At 70.4% G+C, this 22,531-nt stretch carries 20 protein-coding genes; 10 read left to right on the plus strand and 10 right to left on the minus strand.

The genetic code is table 11. The features are described 5' to 3' along the window. Positions 1-47 precede the first annotated feature (47 nt). Positions 48-1,172 (plus strand): AI-2E family transporter, encoded by a 1,125-nt coding sequence (locus ABXS86_RS10030; protein WP_353664339.1) that lies wholly within the window; start codon positions 48-50, stop codon positions 1,170-1,172. A gap of 28 nt (positions 1,173-1,200) precedes the next feature. Here the strand turns inward: ABXS86_RS10030 and ABXS86_RS10035 are convergent, their stop codons facing one another. Both ABXS86_RS10035 and ABXS86_RS10040 read right to left on the minus strand, forming a co-directional pair. Next, a complete protein-coding gene (locus ABXS86_RS10035; RefSeq protein WP_144830785.1) occupies positions 1,201-2,400 on the minus strand; it encodes a lactonase family protein in 1,200 nt (399 codons plus the stop codon). After that, positions 2,400-3,686 (minus strand): adenylosuccinate synthase, encoded by a 1,287-nt coding sequence (locus tag ABXS86_RS10040; RefSeq protein ID WP_353664340.1) that lies wholly within the window; start codon positions 3,684-3,686, stop codon positions 2,400-2,402. The genes ABXS86_RS10035 and ABXS86_RS10040 overlap by 1 nt, the downstream gene beginning before the upstream one ends. Positions 3,687-3,795: 109 nt before the next feature. On the opposite strand from ABXS86_RS10040, the gene ABXS86_RS10045 reads away from it, so the two are divergent. The 6 genes from ABXS86_RS10045 (at position 3,796) to ABXS86_RS10070 (ending at position 10,270) form a co-directional block, all read left to right on the plus strand. Beyond that, positions 3,796-4,503, plus strand: coding sequence for a Pr6Pr family membrane protein (locus ABXS86_RS10045; RefSeq protein WP_353664341.1), 708 nt, complete (start codon positions 3,796-3,798; stop codon positions 4,501-4,503). Between the two features lie 26 nt (positions 4,504-4,529). Further along, on the plus strand, positions 4,530-5,198 hold the full coding sequence (locus ABXS86_RS10050) for a peptidylprolyl isomerase (protein ID WP_260979706.1): 669 nt from the start codon (positions 4,530-4,532) through the stop codon (positions 5,196-5,198). An 81-nt stretch (positions 5,199-5,279) separates the two neighbouring features. After that, on the plus strand, positions 5,280-6,722 hold the full coding sequence (argG, locus tag ABXS86_RS10055; RefSeq protein WP_353664342.1) for an argininosuccinate synthase: 1,443 nt from the start codon (positions 5,280-5,282) through the stop codon (positions 6,720-6,722). A gap of 397 nt (positions 6,723-7,119) precedes the next feature. After that, positions 7,120-7,725 carry a TetR/AcrR family transcriptional regulator gene (locus ABXS86_RS10060; protein WP_353664343.1) on the plus strand — a complete coding sequence of 202 codons (606 nt, stop codon included), beginning with the start codon at positions 7,120-7,122 and terminating at the stop codon, positions 7,723-7,725. Further along, a complete protein-coding gene (locus tag ABXS86_RS10065) occupies positions 7,722-8,336 on the plus strand; it encodes a hypothetical protein (protein WP_144830797.1) in 615 nt (204 codons plus the stop codon). Before ABXS86_RS10060 ends, ABXS86_RS10065 begins: the two co-directional genes overlap by 4 nt. After that, complete coding sequence (locus tag ABXS86_RS10070) at positions 8,333-10,270, plus strand: YhgE/Pip domain-containing protein (RefSeq protein ID WP_353664344.1); 1,938 nt, start codon at positions 8,333-8,335, stop codon at positions 10,268-10,270. Before ABXS86_RS10065 ends, ABXS86_RS10070 begins: the two co-directional genes overlap by 4 nt. Positions 10,271-10,832: 562 nt before the next feature. Here ABXS86_RS10070 and ABXS86_RS10075 read toward each other — a convergent pair. Both ABXS86_RS10075 and ABXS86_RS10080 read right to left on the minus strand, forming a co-directional pair. Beyond that, positions 10,833-12,287, minus strand: a complete 1,455-nt coding sequence (locus ABXS86_RS10075) for a sensor histidine kinase (protein ID WP_353664345.1) — start codon at positions 12,285-12,287, stop codon at positions 10,833-10,835. After that, positions 12,284-13,018 carry a response regulator transcription factor gene (locus tag ABXS86_RS10080; protein ID WP_353666244.1) on the minus strand — a complete coding sequence of 245 codons (735 nt, stop codon included), beginning with the start codon at positions 13,016-13,018 and terminating at the stop codon, positions 12,284-12,286. The genes ABXS86_RS10075 and ABXS86_RS10080 overlap by 4 nt, the downstream gene beginning before the upstream one ends. Before the next feature lie 122 nt (positions 13,019-13,140). Here ABXS86_RS10080 and ABXS86_RS10085 point away from each other — a divergent pair, with 122 nt between their 5' ends. The 3 genes from ABXS86_RS10085 (at position 13,141) to ABXS86_RS10095 (ending at position 16,131) form a co-directional block, all read left to right on the plus strand. Beyond that, a complete protein-coding gene (locus ABXS86_RS10085; protein WP_353664346.1) occupies positions 13,141-14,598 on the plus strand; it encodes an ABC transporter permease in 1,458 nt (485 codons plus the stop codon). 32 nt (positions 14,599-14,630) lie between these two features. Beyond that, the gene (locus tag ABXS86_RS10090; protein ID WP_353664347.1) at positions 14,631-15,338 is read left to right on the plus strand and encodes an ABC transporter ATP-binding protein; all 708 of its coding nucleotides are present in this window, start codon (positions 14,631-14,633) and stop codon (positions 15,336-15,338) included. A gap of 250 nt (positions 15,339-15,588) precedes the next feature. Further along, on the plus strand, positions 15,589-16,131 hold the full coding sequence (locus tag ABXS86_RS10095) for an SRPBCC family protein (RefSeq protein ID WP_353664348.1): 543 nt from the start codon (positions 15,589-15,591) through the stop codon (positions 16,129-16,131). 7 nt (positions 16,132-16,138) lie between these two features. On the opposite strand, the gene mnhG is transcribed toward ABXS86_RS10095, so the two are convergent. From mnhG to ABXS86_RS10125, 6 genes are read right to left on the minus strand one after another with little or no spacing between them, the layout of a single operon-like run. Then, the gene (mnhG, locus tag ABXS86_RS10100; RefSeq protein WP_307207645.1) at positions 16,139-16,519 is read right to left on the minus strand and encodes a monovalent cation/H(+) antiporter subunit G; all 381 of its coding nucleotides are present in this window, start codon (positions 16,517-16,519) and stop codon (positions 16,139-16,141) included. Continuing rightward, positions 16,516-16,785, minus strand: a complete 270-nt coding sequence (locus tag ABXS86_RS10105; RefSeq protein WP_307207642.1) for a monovalent cation/H+ antiporter complex subunit F — start codon at positions 16,783-16,785, stop codon at positions 16,516-16,518. Before ABXS86_RS10105 ends, mnhG begins: the two co-directional genes overlap by 4 nt. Then, positions 16,782-17,396 (minus strand): Na+/H+ antiporter subunit E, encoded by a 615-nt coding sequence (locus ABXS86_RS10110; protein WP_353664349.1) that lies wholly within the window; start codon positions 17,394-17,396, stop codon positions 16,782-16,784. The genes ABXS86_RS10105 and ABXS86_RS10110 overlap by 4 nt, the downstream gene beginning before the upstream one ends. After that, positions 17,393-18,949 carry a Na+/H+ antiporter subunit D gene (locus tag ABXS86_RS10115; protein ID WP_307207638.1) on the minus strand — a complete coding sequence of 519 codons (1,557 nt, stop codon included), beginning with the start codon at positions 18,947-18,949 and terminating at the stop codon, positions 17,393-17,395. Before ABXS86_RS10115 ends, ABXS86_RS10110 begins: the two co-directional genes overlap by 4 nt. Next, a complete protein-coding gene (locus ABXS86_RS10120) occupies positions 18,946-19,524 on the minus strand; it encodes a Na(+)/H(+) antiporter subunit C (protein ID WP_353664350.1) in 579 nt (192 codons plus the stop codon). The genes ABXS86_RS10115 and ABXS86_RS10120 overlap by 4 nt, the downstream gene beginning before the upstream one ends. Further along, positions 19,521-22,448 (minus strand): Na+/H+ antiporter subunit A, encoded by a 2,928-nt coding sequence (locus ABXS86_RS10125; protein ID WP_353664351.1) that lies wholly within the window; start codon positions 22,446-22,448, stop codon positions 19,521-19,523. Before ABXS86_RS10125 ends, ABXS86_RS10120 begins: the two co-directional genes overlap by 4 nt. Positions 22,449-22,531: the final 83 nt, after the last annotated feature.

Below are 22,531 nucleotides of genomic sequence, written 5' to 3' on the forward strand. Positions count from 1 at the left end.
CGTGCGCGCCCCCGAGCACGGCTCCCAGGGAGTCCTACAGTGGCACCATGAGCCGATCGACGCGCCCCGACCCCACCGCCGAAGGCGCGGACGCCGGGGCGTCCACCTCTCGCGACCGACCGATGTGGTCGGCGCTGTCTCGGCCGTATGCGGCGGGGTTCTTCCTCACGCTCGGCGGTCTGACCGCGTTCCTTCTCGCCCTGGCTCTCGGCAAGCTCTCGACGGTGCTCATCTACATCGCGATCGCGCTGTTCGTAGCCCTCGCGCTGGACCCACTCGTGCGCCTCCTCGTGCGCCGCGGGCTCTCGCGCGCGTGGTCGATCGTCATCGTGTTCGGCGGTCTGGCCGTCATCCTCGCGGGGGCGCTCTGGCTGCTCATCCCGCCAGTCGTGCGACAGGTCGAGCAGTTCGTGGGCGACATCCCCTCGTTCGTGAACGACCTGATCGACAGCGAGGCGGTGCGCTGGGTCGAGACCAATTTCGGCGACAGCCTGGGCGACATCCTCAAGGAGATTCAGAACTTCGCCACGAACCCGTCGAACATCGCCGCGATCGGCGGCGGCCTGCTGCAGGTCGGCATCGGGATCGGCGAGTTCATCTCGGGCGCGATCATCGTGCTCGTGCTGAGCCTGTACTTCCTGGCCTCGCTGCCGAAGATGAAGAACAGCCTCGTGCGCCTCAGCCCCGCTCGAAGCCGCGAGACCGTCGCCGACATGACGGGGCAGATCACCGACTCGGTTGGTGGCTACCTCGCCGGCATGGTCGTGCTGGCCCTGTGCAACGCGGTGTTCGCGTTCATCGTGTTGACGATCCTGCAGCAGCCGTTCGCCGCCCTGCTCGCAGCACTCGCCCTCGGCATCACGCTGATCCCCCTCGTCGGATCCGTGCTCTTCTGGGCGACGGCGACGCTGTTCACTCTGCTAGTGAGCCCGACGGCCGGTCTGTGGTTCGCGGTGATCTATCTCGCGTACATGCAGGTCGAGGCATACGTCCTGACGCCCCGCGTGATGAACCGCACGATCTCGATCCCCGGCGTGCTCGTCGTCATCGGCGCACTCGTCGGCGGCACGCTGCTCGGCCTGCTCGGTGCGCTGGTTGCGATCCCGGTGACGGCCTCAGTTCTGCTGATCATCAAGCAGATCGTGATTCCGCGCCAGGACGCGAAGAAGTAGCCCGCGCGCGACCAGAGCGCGCGCAGGCTCAGCGCCGGGGCAGCAACCGCGTCGGCGACGGCGACGGCGTGCGGTGTCGCACGCGACCGGGCACCCCGGTGCGGGCGTCGAGCGGGAGCGACACGATCTCGTCGGCGAGCTGACCCGCGACGAGCAGCATGTCGTCGACCACCACGTGGTGTCGGGGCCAGTGCGTGCCGGTCTCGGCGAGCGCGAGCAGCTGCAGGGCTTCACCGCCGCCGCGCACCGACAGTACGCCGACGGTGTCGCTGCCGCGCACGCCGGCGTAGAGCGTGGTTCCGTCGCGGCCCATGCTGAGCTCTGCGGCGGTGTCGGTCTCGAGCGAACCGAGCAGCGGCTCCCCCGACACGACACTCCAGCGTCCCTCGCGGTCGGCGCCCAGCACGAAGACCTCGCGACTGAGCTCGGTCACGACGTAGAAGAAGCCCGACGGATGCCACAGACCGTGCCGCGGTCCGCTGCCTTTCGGCAGCACGACCTCTTGCACGAGACGCAGGCCCTGAGCGCCGGAGCGCCAGAACCGCACGAGGTCGAGCCCCATGTCGGTGGTGGCGATGAGGCCGCCCGGCAGGAAGGTGGCCTGGTGGGCCCGCGAGACGCGATCACCCGCGAGAGCCTCTTCCGACTCGGCATCCGTCTCGGGCACGTCGTCGTAGCCGGGCACGAGGTGCGAGAACTCCTCGCCGACCGCTTCGCGCACCGCGCGCGCGGCCGCGGCCAGATCGGGCACGACCGCGCCCGAGACGCGTGCGCCCGTCGACTGGGTCGGCCCCTCGGTCGACGAGCCGTACGGGTCGACAGCCTCCGCGGCGATCTGCGGGCGGGAGGGTCGCCCGGCGGCGTCGAGGTCGATGCGCACGATGCGACCGTCGCCCCAGCAGCTCGCGATGAGGAACGACGCGTCGGGAGAGACGGCCACGTGGCACACCGCGGCACCCGCGTCGACGGGCGCGCTGACCGCCGCGAGCCGCGTCTCGGACGTCCGCCGATAGGCCTGCACCGTGCCGTCGGACTCGAGGGCCGCGTAGAGCAGGTCGTGCGTCGGGTGCGCCGCGATCCACGACGGCGAGCCGGGCGCGGCCACGGCCGTGCCGACCATGCCCAGCGGACCACCGGCGCTCTGCGCGTCGGCCTCGCCCGCCTGCAGGATGCCGATGCCCTCGGCCGAGCCCGCGTCGGAGGCGTACGCGCCGACCCAGAAGCGCATCAGTCGATGAGGTCGTGGCGCACGATCACCTGATCGCGGGCCGGGCCCACGCCGATGACCGAGATGCGGGTTCCGCTCATCTTCTCGAGCGCTAGCACGTAGTTCTGCGCGGTCTGCGGCAGGTCTTCGAACGTGCGCGCCGACGAGATGTCTTCGCTCCAACCGGGGAAGTTCTCGAGGATTGGCTTCGCGTGGTGGAAGTCGGTCTGGTTGACCGGGAGGTCGTCGTATCGAACGCCGTCGACGTCGTAGGCGACGCACACGGGGATCTGCTCGAGACCGCCGAGGATGTCGAGCTTGGTCAGCACGAGGTCGGTGATGCCGTTGATGCGCGTCGCGTAGCGCGTGATGGGCGCGTCGTACCAGCCGACGCGGCGCGGGCGACCGGTGGTCGTGCCGAACTCGAACCCGCGCGAGCGCAGCCAGTCGCCGCTCTCGTCGAACAGCTCGGTCGGGAAGGGGCCGGAGCCGACACGCGTCGTGTAGGCCTTGACGATGCCCACGATGCGGTCGAGGCGGTTGGGGCCGACGCCCGAGCCGGTCGAGGCGCCGCCGGCGGTCGCCGACGACGAGGTCACGAACGGGTAGGTGCCGTGGTCGATGTCGAGCATGGTGGCCTGGCCGCCCTCGAACACCACGACGTCGCCGGCCTCGAGAGCGTCGTTGAGCAGCAGCGAGGTGTCGGCGACCATGGGGCGCACGCGCTCGGCGTACGACAGCAGGTCGTCGACGACCTCGTCGGCCGTGATCGACCGGCGGTTGAAGATCTTCACCAACAGGTGGTTCTTGTGGTCGAGGGCGCCCTCGACCTTCTGGCGCAGGATGTTCTCGTCGAAGAGGTCTTGCACGCGGATGCCGACGCGGTTGATCTTGTCGGCGTAGGCCGGGCCGATGCCGCGACCGGTGGTGCCGATCATGCGCTTGCCGAGGAAGCGCTCGGTGACCTTGTCGAGCGTGCGGTGGTACTGCGTGATGATGTGCGCGTTGGCGCTGATCTTCAGGCGGCTCGTGTCGAGGCCGCGCGCGTTGAGCGCCTCGAGCTCGTTGAAGAGCACCTCGAGGTCGACGACGACGCCGTTACCGATCACGGGGTTGACGCCCGGAGACAGGATGCCGCTGGGGAGCAGGTGCAGCGCGTACTTCTCGTCGCCGATGACGACGGTGTGGCCGGCGTTGTTGCCGCCGTTGAACTTCACCACCCAGTCGGTGCGCTCACCGAGCAGGTCGGTGGCCTTGCCCTTGCCTTCGTCGCCCCACTGGACGCCGACGATCACGATTCCGGGCATGAGTGCTCCTCGCATGTTGTCCGGCGGTACACCCCATCCTATCGAGCGGGTCCGACACGGCCCCGCGCAACCCCGGCCCGCCGGGCGTGCACCTCGCTAGCCTGGGCGCATGATCCGCTCTCGGGGATGGGCCACCGGCTGGAACGCGGCGCGCGTGGCGATCGCCGCGCTCATCGTCGTCGCGGTCGTGGCGCAATTCGTCTCGACGTTCAACGAGGCCGTCGCCCGAGGTCGCGACACCACGACGGTGGTCGCCAACTTCTTCAGCTTCTTCACGATCCTCTCGAACGTGTCGGCGGCGATCGTGCTGGTGCTGCTGGGCGTGCGGTTCTTCGCCCGACGACGCCGCGTCGAGGTCGATCCCGCGGGGCTCGCGACCGCCCTCGCCTTCGTGTCGACGTACATGATCGTCACCGGCATCGTCTACAACCTGCTGCTGCGCGGGCTCCCCCTGCAGCCCGACACCGTCGGCTGGTCGAACGAGATCCTGCACGTGTGGGGGCCGCTGTTCCTTCTGCTCGACGTGCTCCTCGGGCCCGGCCGACGCCGCCTGGCCCGGGCGGCGGCCTTCGGCGCGGCGATCTTCCCGATCGTGTGGATCATCTACACGCTGCTGCGCGCACCGATGATCACCAACCCCACGACAGGTGCGCCGTACTGGTACCCCTACCCCTTCCTCGACCCCAATTCCGGCGGGTGGGGCAGCGTGGTGGTCTACATCATCGTGATCGCGCTCGCCATCATCGCGTTGGCCTTCGGGGTGGTCGCGATCGGGCGGGCACGCGGCATCCGGATGCCGCGCACGCACGCGAGCTGACGGCTGCGACGCCTACCCTGGGACGCGTGCGTACCCGACTGATGTCCGCGGCCCTGGCCGCCTCCGCCCTGCTCCTGCTCGCCGGCTGCGCGTCGGGCACCTCCGGCGATGCGGCTCCCGCACCCGCCTCGAGCGCTGCATCGGGCGACTGCTCGTACGCGGCGTCGGGTCAGGCCGCGGCCGACGCGACCCCGCCCGCCGACGGCGCCGACCGCCCCACCGGCGACATCGCCGCCGCGCTGCAGACCTCCGCGGGCGACATCCCGATCACTCTCACGGGCGAGCGCACCCCGTGCACCGTCGAGAGCTTCGTCTCGCTCGCGCAGCAGCAGTACTTCTCGAACACCGAGTGCCACCGCCTCACCACCGAGGGCATCTTCGTGCTGCAGTGCGGCGACCCCACGGGCACCGGACGCGGCGGTCCCGGCTACCGCTTCGCCGACGAGCTCGACGGCGGCGAGACCTACCCCGCCGGCACGGTCGCGATGGCCAATGCCGGCCCCGACACCAACGGGTCGCAGTTCTTCCTCGTGTACGAGGACACCCCGCTGCCGGCGAAGTACACGGTGTTCGGCACGATGTCGCCCGAGGGCCTCGCCGTCGTGCAGAAGATCGCACAGGCCGGAACGGCGGGCGGCGCCTCCGACGGCGCTCCGGCGAACCCGGTCACGATCACCGGCGTGACGATCGGCTGACCCCTTCTCCCCCGCCCCCGCGGGGGCGCGAGTTCTCCACCGAATCGGGTCTCGGCATCCGCCCGCTCTAGACTTGACGGCATGTCCAAGGTCCTTCAGTCCCTTCCCGTCGGCGAGCGCGTCGGCATCGCGTTCTCGGGTGGTCTCGACACCTCGGTGGCCGTCGCGTGGATGCGCGACAAGGGCGCCGTGCCCTGCACCTACACGGGCGACCTCGGGCAGTACGACGAAGACGACATCGCCTCGATCCCGGGCCGCGCCACGCAGTACGGCGCCGAGGTCTCGCGCCTGGTCGACTGCAAGACCGCGCTCGTCGAAGAGGGCTTCGTCGCCCTCGCGTGCGGCGCCTTCCACATCCGCTCGGGCGGACGCACCTACTTCAACACCACCCCGCTGGGCCGTGCCGTCACCGGCACCCTGCTCGTGCGCGCGATGAAAGAAGACGGCGTCGACATCTGGGGCGACGGCTCCACCTACAAGGGCAACGACATCGAGCGGTTCTACCGCTACGGCCTGCTCGCCAACCCCGCGCTGCGCATCTACAAGCCCTGGCTCGACGCCGACTTCGTCACCGAGCTGGGTGGTCGCAAAGAGATGAGCGAGTGGCTCGTTGCGCACGACTTCCCGTACCGCGACAGCGTCGAGAAGGCGTATTCGACGGATGCCAACATCTGGGGCGCCACGCATGAGGCGAAGACCCTCGAGCACCTCGACGTCTCGCTCGAGATCGTCGAGCCCATCATGGGCGTGCGCTTCTGGGACCCCGAGGTCGAGATCGAGACCGAAGACGTCACCGTCGAGTTCGAGGCCGGTCGCCCCGTCGCGATCAACGGCACGCGCTTCGCCGACCCGGTCGAGCTCGTGCGCGAGGCCAACACCATCGGCGGCCGCCACGGCCTGGGCATGAGCGACCAGATCGAGAACCGCATCATCGAGGCCAAGTCGCGCGGCGTCTACGAGGCCCCGGGCATGGCGCTGCTGTTCCTCACCTACGAGCGCCTGGTCAACAGCATCCTGAACGAAGACACGCTCGCGACGTACCACGAGCAGGGTCGTCGCCTCGGTCGCCTCATGTACGAGGGCCGCTGGCTCGAGCCGCAGTCGCTCATGCTGCGCGAGTCGATCCAGAAGTGGGTCGGGTCGACCATCACCGGTTCGGTCACCGTGCGCCTGCGCCGCGGCGAGGACTACACGATCCTCAACACCGTGGCATCCGGAATGTCGTACTCGCCCGAGAAGCTCTCGATGGAGCGCGTGGGCGACGCGGCGTTCGGCCCCGTCGACCGCATCGGTCAGCTCACCATGCGCAACCTCGACATCGCCGACTCGCGCGCGCGTCTCGAGCAGTACGCCGCGATGGGCCTGCTCGGCGGACCCACCGGCGAGCTGGTCGGCGACGTGACCGCGGGTGGCGCGCAGGAGATCACCGAGTCGGCCTCGCCGCTCGACGCGGCCGGCGAGCGCCTCGCCGACGCGACGGATGCCGCGGGCGAAGGCGCCGCGTTCGACGCCGGCACCGACTGACGACCCCCTTCGACGAGAGCCCGCGGCGCCCCTCCGGCCCCGCGGGCTCTCGCGTTCGCGCACCCGAGGTCCCTGAGCCGCGCACCCAGGTCCCTGAGCCTGTCGAAGGGACCGGAACCCGCATCCGCCCGCCGCACCCAGGTCCCTGAGCCTGTCGAAGGGACCGGAACCCGCAGCCGCCCGGTGACTTCGACAAGCTCAGCCACCCCTATCCCGGTGCTCACCGAGGTCCCTGAGCCTGTCGAAGGGACCGGACCCCCGCTTGCCTCCGGGGGCTTCGACAAGCTCAGCCACCTCCGCCCGATCCCCCGCACCCGCCCGGTGACTTCGACAAGCTCAGCCACCTCCTCAAATAACTTGCACACCAGCGTGCACTTTCGGCGTACACTGATCATCCGTGAGCACCCCCACCCGCCGTGACGCCGTCGAGAACCGCGCCGGCATCCTCAGCGCCGCCACCGCGGCCATCGGCCACGACCCGCGCGCCTCGATCGACACGATCGCCCGCCGCGCCGGCCTCTCGCGCCGCGCCCTCTACGGCCACTTCGACGACCGCAACGCGATCGTGCGCGAGGTCATCGCCGCGGGAGCCGCCCGCTTCAACGCCATCGCCGACGAGATCGACGACGCCGACTCCCGCGTCGCGCTCGCCCGCCTGGCATCCGAGCTCTGGCGCGAAGCCGCCCACGTGCAGGCCGCCGCCGCCCTCGCGCTCGACGACGCGCACCTCGCCGAGACCTCCGCCGCACTCGCCCCGCTCCGCCGTCGCATCGTCGCGATCGTGCGCCGCGGACAGGACGCCGGCGAACTGCGCACGGATCTTCCCGCGCCCACCCTCGCCCGCCTGCTCGAAGAGACCGGCCGCATGGTCGTCGCCCGGGTGGACGCCGGCTCCTCGACGGCCCGCTCGATCGCGGTGTGCGCCGTACTCGGCATCGCCGGGCTCTCGTGGACCGAAGCGCGCGCCCTGCTGAAGCAGCACCCCGACCTGGAGGCGCAATGAGAATCGTCCTGACCGCCGTGGCGAAGGGTCGCGCGCAGAGCGTGCTGCCCGAGACCACCACCGCCTTCGAGACCGGCTCGGCCACGCTCGTCGTCGCCGAGACCGAGCAGCGCCCCACGGTGCTGGGCCTCGTGGCATCCGGCCGCATGAAGATCGACAGCGGCTCCGTCACGATCGACGGACGAGCGGATGCCGGCGCCCTCCGCCGCCGCGTCGCCCTGGTCGACGCCCCCATCGTGTCGGAGCCCGAGGCGAACGTCACCGTCACCGGCGTCGTCGCCGAGGAGCTGATGTTCGCGGGGCACGCCCCCACACCCTTCGCGGCGGCGCGGTGGCTCGAGGGCATCGGTCTCGACGCGATCGCGGGTCTTCCGATCGGCAACGTCGAGCCCGCCGCCCGCGTGCGCCTGCTGCTCGAGCTCGCCGCCCTCCGCACCGACGTCGAAGGATTCGTGCTGGTCGCCCCCGACCGCCACGGCGGCGAGCCGCTGGACTGGTGGCGCATCGCACAGGAGTTCGCCGAGCGCGGGTACGCCGTGCTCGTGGTGGCCGGGCACGCCTCTCGCACAGCGATCGACGCCCTCGACGAGACCGCGGAGGCCGCGCGATGAAGATCCCCCAGATGATCACGGCCGAACTGCGCCGTCTCACCTCCACCCGTATGTCGGTCATCGCGCTCATCGCGCTGCTGGCCGTGCCCATCCTGTACGGCGGGCTCTACCTGTGGGCCAACCAGGACCCGTACGGCAACCTCTCCAGCGTGCCCGTCGCCCTCGTGGTGAACGACCAGGGCGCCGAGGTCAACGGAGCCGAGCGCAACCTCGGCGACGAAGCGGCCGACCAGCTGCTCGACAGCGACACGTTCGAATGGCATCGCGTCTCGACCGAGCAGGCCGACCAGGGCCTGCAGCGCGGCGACTTCGACTTCGTGGTGACGCTCCCCTCCGACTTCACCGATGCCGTCGCCTCGCTCTCGAGCGACAGCCCGCGCCAGGCCGACATCGAGCTGCGCACCAACGACGCCAACAACTACCTCGCGTCGACGATCGGTACGCAGGCCGTGGCGCGCATCCAGGCCTCCGTCGCGCAGAAGGTCGTCGACGAGGCGGGGCTCACCCTGCTCGACGCCCTGCACACCATCCGCGTGCAGCTCGTCGACGCCACGACCGGCGCGACGCAGCTGGTCGATGGTCTCGGCACCGCGAAGAACGGATCCTCGCAGCTCGTGAGCGGCTCGACGCAGCTCGCCGACGGATCCGCCCAGCTCGCCGACGGAACGGCGCAGTTGTCGGCCGGCGCGGCGCAGCTGAAGGACGGGACCGCGCAGCTGCGCGACGGATCCGCTCGCGTCGCCGACGGCGCCCAGCAGGTCGCCGGCGGTGTGGACCGCATCGATGCCGCCGCCCGCCAGGTGGGCTCGATCGCGGGCGACGCCGCGGCCCAGCTTCCGCAGGCGCGCTCCGACATCGCGAAGGCCCTGACCGACGCCGGGCTCGACAAGGCCCGCGTCAATGAGATCCTCTCGCGCCTCGACCCGGTCGGTGATCGCCTGCAGAGCGCCAACACCCGCGTGCAGGACACCGTCGCGCAGATCAACCAGCTCGACGACGGCGCGCGCCAGGTGGCATCCGGAAGCGCCACCGTGGCCGCCGGAGCCGCCACCGCCGCCGACGGGGCCTCCGCCCTCGCCGGTGGCGCGGCGTCCGCGGCATCCGGAGCCTCTCAGCTGCGCGACGGATCCGCCCAGCTGCGCGACGGCGCGACCCAGCTCGATGACGGCATCGGCCAGCTCTCCACCGGCGCCACCCAGTTGCGCGACGGGCTGGCCTCCGGCGTCGAGCAGATCCCCGACTCCGACGACGCGACCCGCCAAGCGCAGGCCGCGGCGATCTCCGACCCGGTCGCGGTCGGCACGAGCTCGGTCACCAAGGCGCAGAACTACGGCGCGGGACTCGCCCCGTTCTTCGCGGCGCTGGCCGGCTGGATCGGCATCTACGCGCTGTTCCTCATCGTCAAGCCGGTGTCGAAGCGCGCGATCACGGCGCTGCGCTCCCCCATCCGCGTGACGCTCGCGGGCTGGCTCACCCCCGCGGGCCTCGGGGCCTTGCAGATGGTCGGCCTGTTCACCGTGCTCGCGATCACGCTGCAGTTCTCGTTCGCGAATCCGTGGGCGGCCCTCGGCATCCTGCTGTTCGCCTCGGCGACGTACGCGGCGATCGTGCTCGCGCTGAACGTGTGGCTCGGCTCGGTCGGGCAGTTCCTCGGACTCGTGCTCATGGTGCTGCAGCTCGTCACGGCCGGCGGCACGTTCCCCTGGCAGACGCTGCCCGCGCCCCTCGCGGCGCTGCACCATGTGCTGCCGATGGGATACGTGGTGGATGCCATGCGGCAGGTCATGTACGGCGGAGACCTCACGCGGGTCGGGCCCGACCTGCTGGTGCTGGGCGCGTGGATGGCCGGCGGCGTGCTGCTCGCGGCGATCGGCGTGACGCGCATGACGCATCACCGCACGCTGCGCGACCTGCAGCCGAGCCTGATCGGCTGAGGCGCGGGGACAAGCCCAGGTCCCTGAGCTTGTCGAAGGGACCGGTCCCCCGCGTGGTCCCGGTGGCTTCGACAAGCTCAGCCACCTCGCTTCCGCCCACCCAGGTCCCTGAGCCTGTCGAAGGGACCGGCCCCCACGCGGTTCCCAGTGACTTCGACACGCTCAGCCACCTCGCCCTCGCCCACGCCCATCACGAGGGCTGCGCCCGCCCAGGTCCCTGAGCCTGTCGAAGGGACCGGTCCCCCGCGTGGTCCCGGTGGCTTCGACAAGCTCAGCCACCTCGCCCCCGCCCACCCAGGTCCCTGAGCCTGTCGAAGGGACCGGCCCCCACGCGGTTTCCAGTGACTTCGACACGCTCAGCCACCTCGCTTCCGCCCACCGAGGTCCCTGAGCCTGTCGAAGGGACCGGCCCCCACGCGGTCCCCAGTGACTTCGACAAGCTCAGCCACCTCGCGTCCGCCCACCCAGGTCCCTGAGCCTGTCGAAGGGACCGGCCCCCACGCGGTCCCCGGTGACTTCGACACGCTCAGCCACCTCGCCCCCGCCCCGATCCCTCCCCGCCTCACGCGGGCAGACGCACTTCGAACACCGTCCGACCGGGCACGCTGTCGACCGTGATCGACCCGCCGTGGGCGGTCACGATCGCCTGCGCGATCGAGAGGCCGAGGCCCGTACTGCCCTCGTCGCGGTTGCGCGCGTCGTCGGCACGGGCGAAGCGGTCGAACAGGCGCTCCGCGACTGCGGGGTCGATCCCGGGTCCGGTGTCGGTCACGCTCAGCACCGCGTCGGCGCCGTCGCGGGCGAGTGACAGGGTCACCCTCGTGCCGGCCGGGGTATGCGTCTGGGCGTTGCGCAGCAGGTTCGCCACCACCTGGCGCAGACGGTTCTCGTCACCGGTCACCTCGATGAGGTCCTCGCTCACGTCGAGCCGCCACTCGTGCGTGGTCGCGGACGCTTGCGCGTCGCTCACGGCGTCGACGGCGAGCAGTGTCAGCTCGACCTCGTCGCGGCGCAGGGGCTGTCCGGCATCCAATCGCGCCAACAGCAGCAGATCGTCGACGAGCGAGGCCATGCGCTGCGCCTCCGACTCGATCCGGTCGAACGACCGCGCCTGGGTCGGCGTCATCGGCGCGTCCTCGCCAAGGGAGAGCTGGGCGTACCCGCGGATGCTGGCCAGGGGCGTGCGCAGTTCGTGACTGGCATCCGCGATGAACCGGCGCAACTGCTCCTCGCTGTACTGGCGCGCGTCGAGCGAGCGCTGCACGTGCGCGAGCAGGTCGTTCAGCGACGCCCCCACCCGGCCCACCTCGGTGGCGGGGTCGGTGTCGGGCGGTGCGACGCGGTCGGCGATGTCGACGTTTCCCGCGTCGAGCGAGAGCGTCGAGACCCGCTGGGCGACATCGGCCACCCGCTCGAGGGGCCGCAGGCTGCGACGCACGAAGAGCGATAGGCCCAGGATCGCGGCGACGAGCACGACGGCGCCGACCGCCGCGAGGATCATCGTCAGCGCCGAGGTCGTCGCGCTCACGTCGGCCTCGGACTCGCCGGCGAACACCGTCGTGCCATCGCGTTGCGCCCCCGCGACGCGGAAGGTGCCGAGGTCGCCGCCGAGGTCGACGCTCGAGGGCTGCCGGTCGGTCGAGACCGCCGCGGTCAGGCGGGCGGCCTGATCGTCGGTGAGGGCGACGTCGGTGCCGTCCGATCGCGTGTAGCCCGACCGCTCGACGGTGCCGTCAGCGGCGACGACGGCCTGCAGTGACCCGATGCGCGGCGCGGGGCCGCCCGACCCGCTCCCGGGGGGACGCGATCCGCCGTCGAACCGCGACGAACCCGCCACGAACGACAGGCTCTCGCGCACCTGCTGGTCGAGACGATCGAAGGCGAACGAGCGCAGTGCCACGATCGTGGCGACGCTCATGATCACGAAGGCGAGCGCGACGAGCGCGCTCATGCCGACGACCAGCGTGCGCCGCAGCGTCCACCGGCGCGAGAGCGCGGTGCGGGACGCGACGGTCATGAGGCTTTGATCGTGTAGCCGACGCCGCGGACCGTATGGATCAGCGGGTCGCCGAGGGTGTCGATCTTCTTGCGCAGGTACGAGATGTAGATCTCGACGACGCTGCCGTCGCCGCCGAAGTCGTAGCTCCACACCTCGTCGAGGATCTGCGCCTTACTCAGCACGCGGCGCGGGTTCTGCATCAGGTAGCGCAGCAGCTCGAACTCCCGCGCGGTGAGTTTGATCGGGATGCCGCCGCGCTCCACCTCGTACGCATCTTCGTCGAGGCTCAGATCGCCCACACGCAGCCGCGGGTCGGCGTCGGCGACGGCGGCCACGTGTCGGCGGGCCATGCCGCGCAGACGCACAACGACCTCCTCGAGGTTGAACGGCTTCGTGACGTAGTCGTCGGCACCGGCCGAGATGCCGGCGATCCGATCTTCGACCGCGTCCTTGGCCGTGAGGAACAGCACCGGAGCGTCGTTGCCGACGGCACGCACGCGCGCGAGCAGCCCCATGCCGTCGAGCCCCGGCATCATGACGTCGAGCACCATCAAATCGGGCTCGAAGTCGCGGATGACGTTCAACGCCTCCTGACCGCTCGCTGCCGTGCGGGTGTCCCAGCCCTCGTTCTGCAGCGCCATGCGCAGCAGCTCGCTGAGGTTCGCCTCGTCGTCGACGACGAGAGCGCGGATCGGCGAGCCGTCGGGGCGGGCGAGGGGGGCAGGGCGGGAGGTCACGGATGCCAGCATGCACGCTCCCGCGACGCGGTGCCACCGCGTCATACGTCCTTCATAGAAACCGTGAGGGGGCGGTGAGGGTCGCGTTCCTACTTTCGCTCCGACGGCCGCATCCCGCGTCCGGAAGGAGACCCATGTACGGCACGTACCTCCGGCGCGAACTCGCCGGCCGCACCAAGCAGACCGTGATCGTCGCGGTCGGACTCGCGATCGCCATCGCGCTCGTCATCGTCGTGAACGCCCTCTCGGCGGGAGTGCGCGACGCGCAGACGCAGGCCCTGTCGTCGGTCTATGGCGTGGGCACCGATCTCACCGTCACCGGTGCGCAGACCCAACCGGGCGAAGGAGGCGGAGCCCGCTTCGACTTCGACGCCCAAGACGGCACCACCACCGACGGCACGACGACCCTCGACCAGTCGCGTCTCGTCGCCGAGCGTCAGCGCACGACCCTCGACGCCTCGACCGTGACCTCCGTCGCCGACATCGATGGCGTCTCTGCGGCGACCGGTGCCCTGTCGCTGACGAACATGACCTTCTCGGGCGAGATCCCGCAGCGCGGCACGGGGACGGGAACGACAGGATCCGCCCCGACCGACGGCGACGGGCAACCGCCGGCAGACGGGCAGGGCGGCGGCAGCTTCGGCGTCGACTCGCTCAGCGTGCTCGGCGTCGACCCCGCGGCATCCGTCGGCCCCCTGTCGGCGGTCACCGTGAGCGAGGGCCGCGCCCTGACCGGCGCCGACGTGGGCAGCGACGTCGCCGTCGTCGATGCGACCTACGCGGCGAGCGCGGGCCTCGCGGTCGGTGACACCATCGAGGTCGCCGGCACCGCCGTGCAGATCGTGGGCATCGTCGCCTCGGCCTCGGCCGACGCCGACACGGCCGCGAACGTGTACCTCCCCCTCGACGTCGCCCAGTCGCTCGCGGGCGTCGGCGACGTGGTGTCGACCGTGTACGTGCAGGCGGAGTCGTCGGATGCCATCGACGCGGTGCAGAGCCGGATCGCAGCCGCACTCCCCGATGCCACCGTCAGCTCGGAGTCTCAGCTCGCCTCCACTGTCTCGGGCTCGCTCTCGAGCGCATCGTCGATGATTTCGAACCTGGGTACCTGGCTCTCCCTGGTCGTGCTGCTGGTCGCGCTGGCGCTGGCCGTGCTCTTCACCATCTCGGGCGTCGCGCGTCGCACCCGCGAGTTCGGCACTCTGAAGGCCATCGGGTGGTCGAACGCACGGATCGTGCGCCAGGTCGCGGGCGAGTCGCTCGCGCAGGGGCTGCTCGGCGGGGTCGCGGGTCTGATCCTCGGCCTCGGCGGCATCCTGCTCGTCAACGTCATCTCGCCGACCCTCTCGGTCGCCGCGAGCACGGCGAGCGGGCCGGGCCGCGGTGCCGGAGGCCCCGGCGGCGGGGCCGGCGGTGGGTTCGGACAGGCGGCGGCGCAGGCCACCGATGTCGTGCTGAACGCTCCGGTCACCCCCGTGGTCGTGCTCGCCGCGGTCGGCATCGCGGTGCTCGGCGGCGTCCTCGCGGGAGCTTTCGGCGGGTGGCGAGCCGCTCGCCTCAGCCCTGCCGCAGCCCTGCGTTCGGTCGCGTGAGCGGCATCCACCCCCTTCGAAGGAGACAGACCATGAGCCTCACCGTTCCCACCCGCACCGCCACCGCCTACCGCCTGGAAGACGTCACCCGCACCTACCGTCAGCGCGAGCACACCGTTCGGGCCCTCGCGGGGGTCGACCTCGAGATCGACGCCGGAGACTTCGTCACGATCCAGGGGCCGACCGGCGGCGGCAAGTCGACCCTGCTGCAGATGCTCGGCGCGCTCGACCGCCCCTCGAGCGGCGCCGTCGTGCTCGGCGAGATCGACATCGCCCGTGCCTCGAACACGCAGCTCTCCCGTCTGCGTGCCGAGGAGATCGGCTTCGTGTTCCAGGGGTTCAACCTCATCCCCACCCTCACCGCGGCCGAGAACGTCGACATGGGCCTCGAACCGCTCGGACTCGACCGCATCGAGCGCCGACGCCGGGTGACCGAGGCCCTGACGCGGGTGGGTCTCGCCGATCGGGCCGACCACCGCCCCGGCGAACTCTCGGGCGGGCAGCAGCAGCGCGTCGCGATCGCCCGCGCCACCGCCAAGCAGCCCCGGGTACTCCTCGCCGACGAACCGACCGGCAACCTCGACGAGGCGATGCGCGACGAGATCCTCGACGTGCTCGAGGCGCTGAACGCGGAGGGGCTGACCCTGATCGTGGTCACCCACGACTCGGCCGTGGCCCGCCGCGCCCGCCGGCGCCTGCGCCTCGACAAGGGTGTCGTGACCGACATCACGCGCGCCTGATCAGACCGGCCCGGGGCTCCGCCTCCCCCTGCGCGGGACCCCGGGTCTCCCTCCTCCTAACCCCGGCCCGGCCGCTTCGACAGGCTCAGCGACCTCCCCCCGGGTCCCTGAGCCTGTCGAAGGGCCCTGAGCCTCAACCGAGGTCCCTGAGCCTGTCGAAGGGACCGGACCCCCACCCCCCTCGGTCAAGGGGTTCGCCGCCTTCGACGGCCGCCCTCTACAGTCGGAGCACGCCGACCGGAGGGATGCCATGGCCGCCCGCAACACCCGCCTCATGCGTTGCACGCCCGACGACCTGTTCGCCGTGCTCTCCGACGGCTGGCTCTATCCCGTCTGGGTGGTGGGGGCGGCGCGCATGCGCGACGTCGACGAGGAGTGGCCCCAGGAGGGGTCGCAGATCCATCACTCCCTGGGGATCTGGCCCGTCATGATCCACGACGAGACCGAGATCGTCGAGTGGGATCCGCCCCGCCGAATACGCCTGCGGCCCGAGGCCGGCATCCTGGGGCGCGGCGTGATCCGCATCGACGCCCGCCCGCACGAGTTCGGCACCGCCGTCACGATCGTCGAGGAGCCCGTGTCGGGAGCGGCCGCGATCCTCCCCTCGCTGCTGTGGAAGCCGTTGCTCGTCGCCCGCAACCACGAATGCCTGAACCGCTTGGCCTTCCTCGCCGAGGGGCGGCGCGAAGAGCGTGAGGCGCGCGAGCTCGACCACCGCACCGAGACGCCCGACCCGGCGCAGGGCACCCCGTCTGCACAGGCTCAGGCCGACGTGCGCGAGGCCGGGGTCTGACCCGGTTTCAGCTCTCCGGGCGGGACTGCGCGCCGGTCGATCCTGGCTGCTCCGTGCTGTGCCGCAGCTCGTCGACGTAGAGGTTGGCCTCGTCGGTGGTGCGGTTGCGGTAGGCCGCGCGGCCGACCATGTGCGCGCTCAGGGGGGCCGTCGCGAACTGGATGAGCACGATCGGGATGCCGAAGGCCAGCACCTCCCACGTGCGCGAGCCGAGCGCGACGGCGATCACGATGAGCAGCACTCCGAGCACCTGCGGCTTGGTGGCCGCGTGCAGACGCGTCGGCACATCGCGCCAGCGCAGCAGGCCGATCGTCGCGGTCAGGCACAGCACTGCACCGAGGAGCACCAGGATCAGCGCGATCGTGTCCAGGACGGCATCCGCACTCATCTCGGATTCTCCTTCCGCGCCACGAACCGCGCCACGGCGATCGAGCCGAAGACACCGACCGCGGCGATGATGAGCATCGCCGGGAGCGAGCGGGTGTGGTGGTTGATGACCATGTCGGCGCCCAGGATGCAGAGCACCTCGGTCAGCAGCACATCGGCCGCGACGGCGCGGTCGAGGATCGAAGGCCCGATCACGAGACGGATGAGGGCGAGCACCGCAGCGGCGGCGAAGACGACGAGGATGACGACGACGAGGGCGGTGTTCACAGCAGGGTCCTCCCGTCGCGCGGCGTCTCGGCACCGTGGTGCGCGGCGGCGCCGGACTCGGCGATCTTGGCGCGCAGCTCCTGCAGTTCTTCCTTTGAGCCGACCGCCCGTGTGATCCGCGCCTCCCACCCGAGCACGATGCGACGCTGGTGCTCGGCATCGCGGTCGTTCCGCACCCCGATGGTGTGCAGGAACAGCGTGCGGTTCTCGCGGTCGACGTCGACGATGAGCGAACCCGGGATGAGCGACGCCGTGATGGCGGTGTGCGCCATGATCACGTCGTCGTCGACACGCAGCGGCACGGCGATGATCGCGGCACCGGGCTGACGGCGGAAGTCGAGCACCTGCCACGCCACGATGAGCGAACCCTTGACCACCGCGCCGAGGAAGGTGACGACGAAGATCAGGCCGTACCAGAGGTTGATGCGGCCCGAGAGTTCGACGGGCGGCAGCCGGAAGACGCGTGTCACGAACACGGCCATGACGAGTCCGGTGAGGAAGGCGAGCCACGTGAACTGGCCCCACAGGAGCATCCACAGGGCCACCAGCCACACGAGGAACGGCAGCTGGTGCAGGAACAACGACACCTGGGAGCTCCGCGACGGGCTCATCGCTGACCCCCCTGTTCTTGCAGCTGTACGAGGGTGACGCCCTCGGTGATGCGCTCACCGGCGCGCAGACACGCGTCGAGCAGGGGGCCGGCGAAGACCGTCAGCGCGATCGTGACCACGACCATGCCGGCGGTCGCCACCGTCATGATCTTCGGCGTCGTGCGCCGCTCGGTCGAGATCGTGGCGGCCGGGGCGTTGCCGAGGTAGGCGATGCGCTCGCTCGTCTCGGCGGAGTCGTCGTCTTCGCGCCAGAACGAGAGGTTCCACGCACGCATCAGGGCGTACAGCGTGAGGATCGAGGTGACGATGCCGCCGACGATGAGCACCATCATCACGGGCGTTCCCACCTGAGCTGCGGCGTCGAAGAGCGCGAACTTGCCGATGAAGCCCGAGAACGGCGGCAGGCCGCCCAGGTTGATCGCCGGGATGAAGTAGAGGACGGCGAGCAGAGGGGCTGCGCGCATCAATCCCTTCACCTTGAGGATCGACGTGCTGCCCGCGCGACGCTCGATGAGGCCGACCGCGAGGAAGAGGGTCGTCTGCACGATGATGTGGTGGACGATGTAGTAGATCGTCGCGCCCACGGCGAGAGGCGTGTTGATCGCCAGCCCGAAGATCATGTAGCCGATGTGGCTCACGAGGGTGAACGACAGGATGCGCTTGAGCTCCGCCTGCGCGACCGCGCCCAGGATGCCGACGATCATCGTCGCGAGCGCGACCATCATGAGCAGGAAGTTCAGGTCGTTCGCGACGAAGAGCTGCGTCTCCGTGCGGATGATCGCGTAGACGCCGACCTTGGTGAGCAGGCCCGCGAACACCGCCGTGACCGGGGCGGGCGCGGTGGGGTAGGAGTCGGGCAGCCAGAACGACAGCGGGAACACCGCCGCCTTGATGGCGAAGGCGAGCAGCAGCATGAGGTGCAGGATCGTCTGGGTGTCTTGCGGCAGCAGCGCCATGCGCTCGCTGATCTGCACCATGTTCACCGTGCCGAGGGCGCCGTAGACCATGGCGATCGCGGCGAGGAACAGGATCGACGACACCAGCGACACGACGATGTAGACCACGCCGGTGCGGATGCGCGACTCGGTGCCGCCCAGCGTGATGAGCACGTACGAGGCGACGAGCAGGATCTCGAAGCCCACGTAGAGGTTGAACAGGTCGCCGGCGATGAAGGCGTTGAAGATGCCCGCGCCCAGGATCAGGTACGCCGGGTAGAAGATCGAGACCGGGGTGTCTTCGTCGTTGTCGGCCGCGCCTTGACCGATTGAGAACAGCAGCACCGCGAGCAGCACGATGCTCGTGACCACCACCAGCAGCGCGGCCAGCACATCGACGTAGAGCACGATGCCGAAGGGGATGTCCCACGCGGCGATCGCCACGGCGATCGGGCCACTCGTGTCGACGGCGACGAGCAGCACCGCACCCAGCACGAGGACCGCGGTCAGCGAGGCGACCGACACGAAGATCTGCGTCTTCTTGCGGCGGCCGAAGATGAGGTTGATCGCGGCGCCGATGAGCGGGATGCCGACGAGCAGGGGCACGAGGGCGCTCACGAGCGATCACCGTCCTGGGGGTCGCGGGGGGCGTCGTCGGTGGGCTCGTCGCGGGTGACGGCCACGCGGTCGACGGGAGCGTCGTCGATCAGACCCGACAGATCGCCGTGGTGCAGGATGCGGATCGGCGAGGCGACACTGCCGACGAAGTCCGTTGTGACGTCTTCGTCGTCGGAGCGCGACTCCTCGTCCATCGCGTCTTCGGGCTCGTTCGCCGTGCGCGCGCGCAGGGCCACGTCGTCGGCGTCGTCGATGACCGTGTCGGCCTGACCCAGCTGCCACGAGCGGTAGATGAGGGCGAGCAGGAAGGCCGAGATGCCGAAGGTGATGACGATCGCCGTCAGCGTCAACGCCTGCGGGAGCGCGTCGGACATGTCCGCGGCATCCGTCTCTCCCCCGTCGTAGAACGGAGCACGCCCGGGCGCGCCCATGACGATGAGCAGCAGGAGGTTCGCGGCGTTGCCCAGCAGCAGGAATCCGATGAGAACGCGCGTGAGGCTGCGCTCGAGCATCGCGTAGACACCGCAGGCGAAGAGGATCGCCATGACGATCACGAGGACGAGGGAGATGGTCATGAGGCCGACATCTCCGCATCTTCCGGATGCTGCGACTGGCGGTCGACCTCGGCGCCGAGGCTGCGCAGTACGTCGAGGACGAGGCCGATCACGACGAGGTAGACGCCGACGTCGAAGATCGTGCTGGTGACGAACTCCCAGTGTCCGATGATCGGCAGTTCGCCCTCGAAGGTGAAGCTCTGCAGGGGGGCGAAGCCGAAGGCCATCGGCACCAGGGCGCACAGCACCGCGATGGCCATGCCCGCGCCGAGCAGGCGACCGGCGTCGGTGGGGGCGGCGGCGCCCAGCTCCCATCGCCCACCGGCGATGTAGCGCATGACCAGGCCCATGCCCGCGACGAGACCACCCGCGAAGCCGCCGCCGGGGAGGTTGTGCCCCGCGAACAGCAGATAGAGCGAGACGATCATGATCGAGTGGAACAGCACCCTGATGATGATCTCGAGCAGGATCGAGCGGTTCTCGGGCTGCACCTTCGAGCCCGAGATCAGCCAGGCGCGCGGAGCGCCACTCTCGCCGACCCGCTGGGCGCGCACGCCGCTGTCGGTCTCGATGAGGGGGCGTCGTCGCCCGAGACCCACGCGGCTGCGAGCGGTGCCCGAGCGGCGCGCGAGGTTGTCGCTGCGGTCGGTGATGAACACGAGGGATGCCACGCCGGTGGCCGCGAGCACGAGCACCGACAGCTCGCCCATGGTGTCCCACCCGCGCAGGTCGACGAGGGCGACGTTGACGACGTTGCGTCCGTGGCCGATCTCGTACGCGAGCGGGGGCCAGGCCAGCGAGACCGGCAGATCCTGCCGCGCGCCCGTCGCCACGATCGCGACGAGGGCCATCGTGAGACCGACTCCGGCTCCGAGGATGGCGCGGGCGATGGGGGCGACCGACTCGTTCTGCTCGCCCATACGGGCGGGGAGGCGTCGCAGCACGAGCGCGAACACCACGAGGGTGACCGTCTCGATCAGCACCTGGGTGAGCGCGAGGTCGGGTGCGCCGCTGGTCGCGAAGAGCACGACCATGCCGAGCCCCGTCACCGAGACGAGGGCGACGCCGGTGTAGCGCTTGCGGGCGCGCACGGCGAGGATGCCGGCCGCGATCATGATGGGCGCCGAGATGAGCTGGGCGGGTGACTGCCACGCGGCCAGTTGCGCGCGCCACTCGCTCGAGGCGATCAGCGCCGTGCCCTCGGCGACGACGAGCACGACGAAGATGGTGCCGACGTAGAAGGGCAGCGAGCCGCGCTGGAAGCGGGCGGTCACCCACTCCGACGTGTGGTCGATGGCGCGGAGCGAGCCGTTGTACGCGTCGTTGGCGGTGAAGGGCAGCACACGCGGGCGCTTGTGCAGCTGGGTCTTGCGCACGACCCAGAAGATTCCGGCGCCGAGGGCGAGCGTGCCGAGCGAGATGAACAGCGCCGGCTCGAGACCGTGCCAGAGCGCGAGGTGGTACGGGTACTCGGGAGCTTCGACCCCCGCGGTCGCCTCGGGCAGACCGTCGGCGTAGGGCGCGAGCCAGTGGTCGACGATCGGCGCGAGGAAGCCCAGCGTCAGGGTCGTCGCGGCCAGCAGGACGGGGGCGGACAGGAACCCGATGGGCGGGTCGGGCCACTCGGTGGTCTCGACATCGCGCTTGGTCCAATAGGCACCCCACAGGAACCGGATGCCGTAGGCCGCCGTCAGCGCGGAGCCCAGCACCACGCCGAAGAGGGCGACGAGACCCCACGGAGCACCGGCCTCGGCCTCGTGCAGGAGGGCGGTCAGCGCGGTCTCTTTCGCGACGAACCCGAGGGTGGGGATCACGCCCGCCATCGAGAAGATCGCGATGAACGATGCCGTCGCCATGACCGGTGCTTGTCGACCGAGACCGGAGAGCTGGCCGATGTCACGGGTGTTGAGCTGACGGTCGATCACGCCGACGACGAGGAAGAGGCAGGACTTGAAGAGGGCGTGGCTGAGCAGCAGGGCGACCCCGGCGAGGGCGGCGTCGCGGGTGCCGTAGCCGAGCATCACGGTGAGGAAGCCGAGCTGGCTCACCGTGCCGAAGGCCAGGATGCGTTTGAGGTCGCGCTCGCGCAGAGCCTGGAAGCCGCCCAGCAGCATCGTGAAGACGCCGAGGGCGATGAGCGTGGGGCGCCAGAAGGGCGTCTCGGCGAACCCCGGGGCGAGGCGCGCGATGAGGTAGATGCCCGCCTTCACCATCGCGGCCGCATGCAGGTAGGCGCTGACCGGGGTCGGGGCCGCCATGGCGCCGGGGAGCCAGAAGTGGAAGGGGAAGATCGCCGACTTGCTGAGCGCGCCGACCAGCAGCAGCAGCACCGCGATGTCGACGACGGTGCCCACCGGCGGGTCGGCCAGGATCGCCGACAGGCTCGACGTGCCCGCCTGCACCACCATGAGCACGACACCGATCAGCATGACCAGCCCGCCCAGGGTGGTCACCAGCAGGGCTTGCAGGGCGGCTCGCCGGCTCGAGGCGCGACCGTGGTAGTACCCGATGAGCAGGTACGACAGCACGCTCGTGGCTTCCCAGAGCATGATCAGCACGACGATGTCGTCGGTCAGGACGAGGCCGTACATCGCGCCCGCGAAGCCGAGCAGCACGGCGGAGAACTGCCCGACGCCGTGGGTCTTGCCGCGGAAGTACCAGCGGCAGTAAAGCATGACGAGCGCTCCGACACCTGTCACGACGAGGGTGAGCAACCACCCGAGCACGTCCATGCGCATCGACAGCGACACGTCGAGCGCCGGGATCCACCGGTATTCCTCGAAAGGAATATCGCCCGCGAAGACGGCGGGGGCCATCACGATCGCGTGGGCGAACGCGAGGGCGGGAAGCACGGCCGCGACGTAGAAGGCGCGAGCACCGATGCGCGAGACGAGCCACGGCAAGAGCAGGGGGACGGCCGCGAAGGCGCCGAGGAAGATCAGCACGGTCAGGCCTCCTCGGGGTCGACGGGCGGGTGCCCGGGCTCTCGGGGTGTCGAATCTATTCTATGCGGCGTATGAGACTTCCC

The organism is Microbacterium sp. che218, assembly GCF_040436305.1.
Lineage (GTDB): Bacteria > Actinomycetota > Actinomycetes > Actinomycetales > Microbacteriaceae > Microbacterium > Microbacterium algihabitans.

What these genes read in the sequence shown, in the direction of transcription:
- ABXS86_RS10030 (WP_353664339.1), top strand. Translation starts at nt 48, where the DNA reads ATGAGCCGATCGACGCGCCCCGACCCCACCGCCGAAGGCGCGGACGCC.
- ABXS86_RS10035 (WP_144830785.1), bottom strand. Translation starts at nt 2,400, where the DNA reads ATGCGCTTCTGGGTCGGCGCGTACGCCTCCGACGCGGGCTCGGCCGAG.
- ABXS86_RS10040 (WP_353664340.1), bottom strand. Translation starts at nt 3,686, where the DNA reads ATGCCCGGAATCGTGATCGTCGGCGTCCAGTGGGGCGACGAAGGCAAG.
- ABXS86_RS10045 (WP_353664341.1), top strand. Translation starts at nt 3,796, where the DNA reads ATGATCCGCTCTCGGGGATGGGCCACCGGCTGGAACGCGGCGCGCGTG.
- argG (WP_353664342.1), top strand. Translation starts at nt 5,280, where the DNA reads ATGTCCAAGGTCCTTCAGTCCCTTCCCGTCGGCGAGCGCGTCGGCATC.
- ABXS86_RS10065 (WP_144830797.1), top strand. Translation starts at nt 7,722, where the DNA reads ATGAGAATCGTCCTGACCGCCGTGGCGAAGGGTCGCGCGCAGAGCGTG.
- ABXS86_RS10070 (WP_353664344.1), top strand. Translation starts at nt 8,333, where the DNA reads ATGAAGATCCCCCAGATGATCACGGCCGAACTGCGCCGTCTCACCTCC.
- ABXS86_RS10075 (WP_353664345.1), bottom strand. Translation starts at nt 12,287, where the DNA reads ATGACCGTCGCGTCCCGCACCGCGCTCTCGCGCCGGTGGACGCTGCGG.
- ABXS86_RS10080 (WP_353666244.1), bottom strand. Translation starts at nt 13,018, where the DNA reads ATGCTGGCATCCGTGACCTCCCGCCCTGCCCCCCTCGCCCGCCCCGAC.
- ABXS86_RS10085 (WP_353664346.1), top strand. Translation starts at nt 13,141, where the DNA reads ATGTACGGCACGTACCTCCGGCGCGAACTCGCCGGCCGCACCAAGCAG.
- ABXS86_RS10090 (WP_353664347.1), top strand. Translation starts at nt 14,631, where the DNA reads ATGAGCCTCACCGTTCCCACCCGCACCGCCACCGCCTACCGCCTGGAA.
- ABXS86_RS10095 (WP_353664348.1), top strand. Translation starts at nt 15,589, where the DNA reads ATGGCCGCCCGCAACACCCGCCTCATGCGTTGCACGCCCGACGACCTG.
- mnhG (WP_307207645.1), bottom strand. Translation starts at nt 16,519, where the DNA reads ATGAGTGCGGATGCCGTCCTGGACACGATCGCGCTGATCCTGGTGCTC.
- ABXS86_RS10110 (WP_353664349.1), bottom strand. Translation starts at nt 17,396, where the DNA reads ATGAGCCCGTCGCGGAGCTCCCAGGTGTCGTTGTTCCTGCACCAGCTG.
- ABXS86_RS10120 (WP_353664350.1), bottom strand. Translation starts at nt 19,524, where the DNA reads ATGACCATCTCCCTCGTCCTCGTGATCGTCATGGCGATCCTCTTCGCC.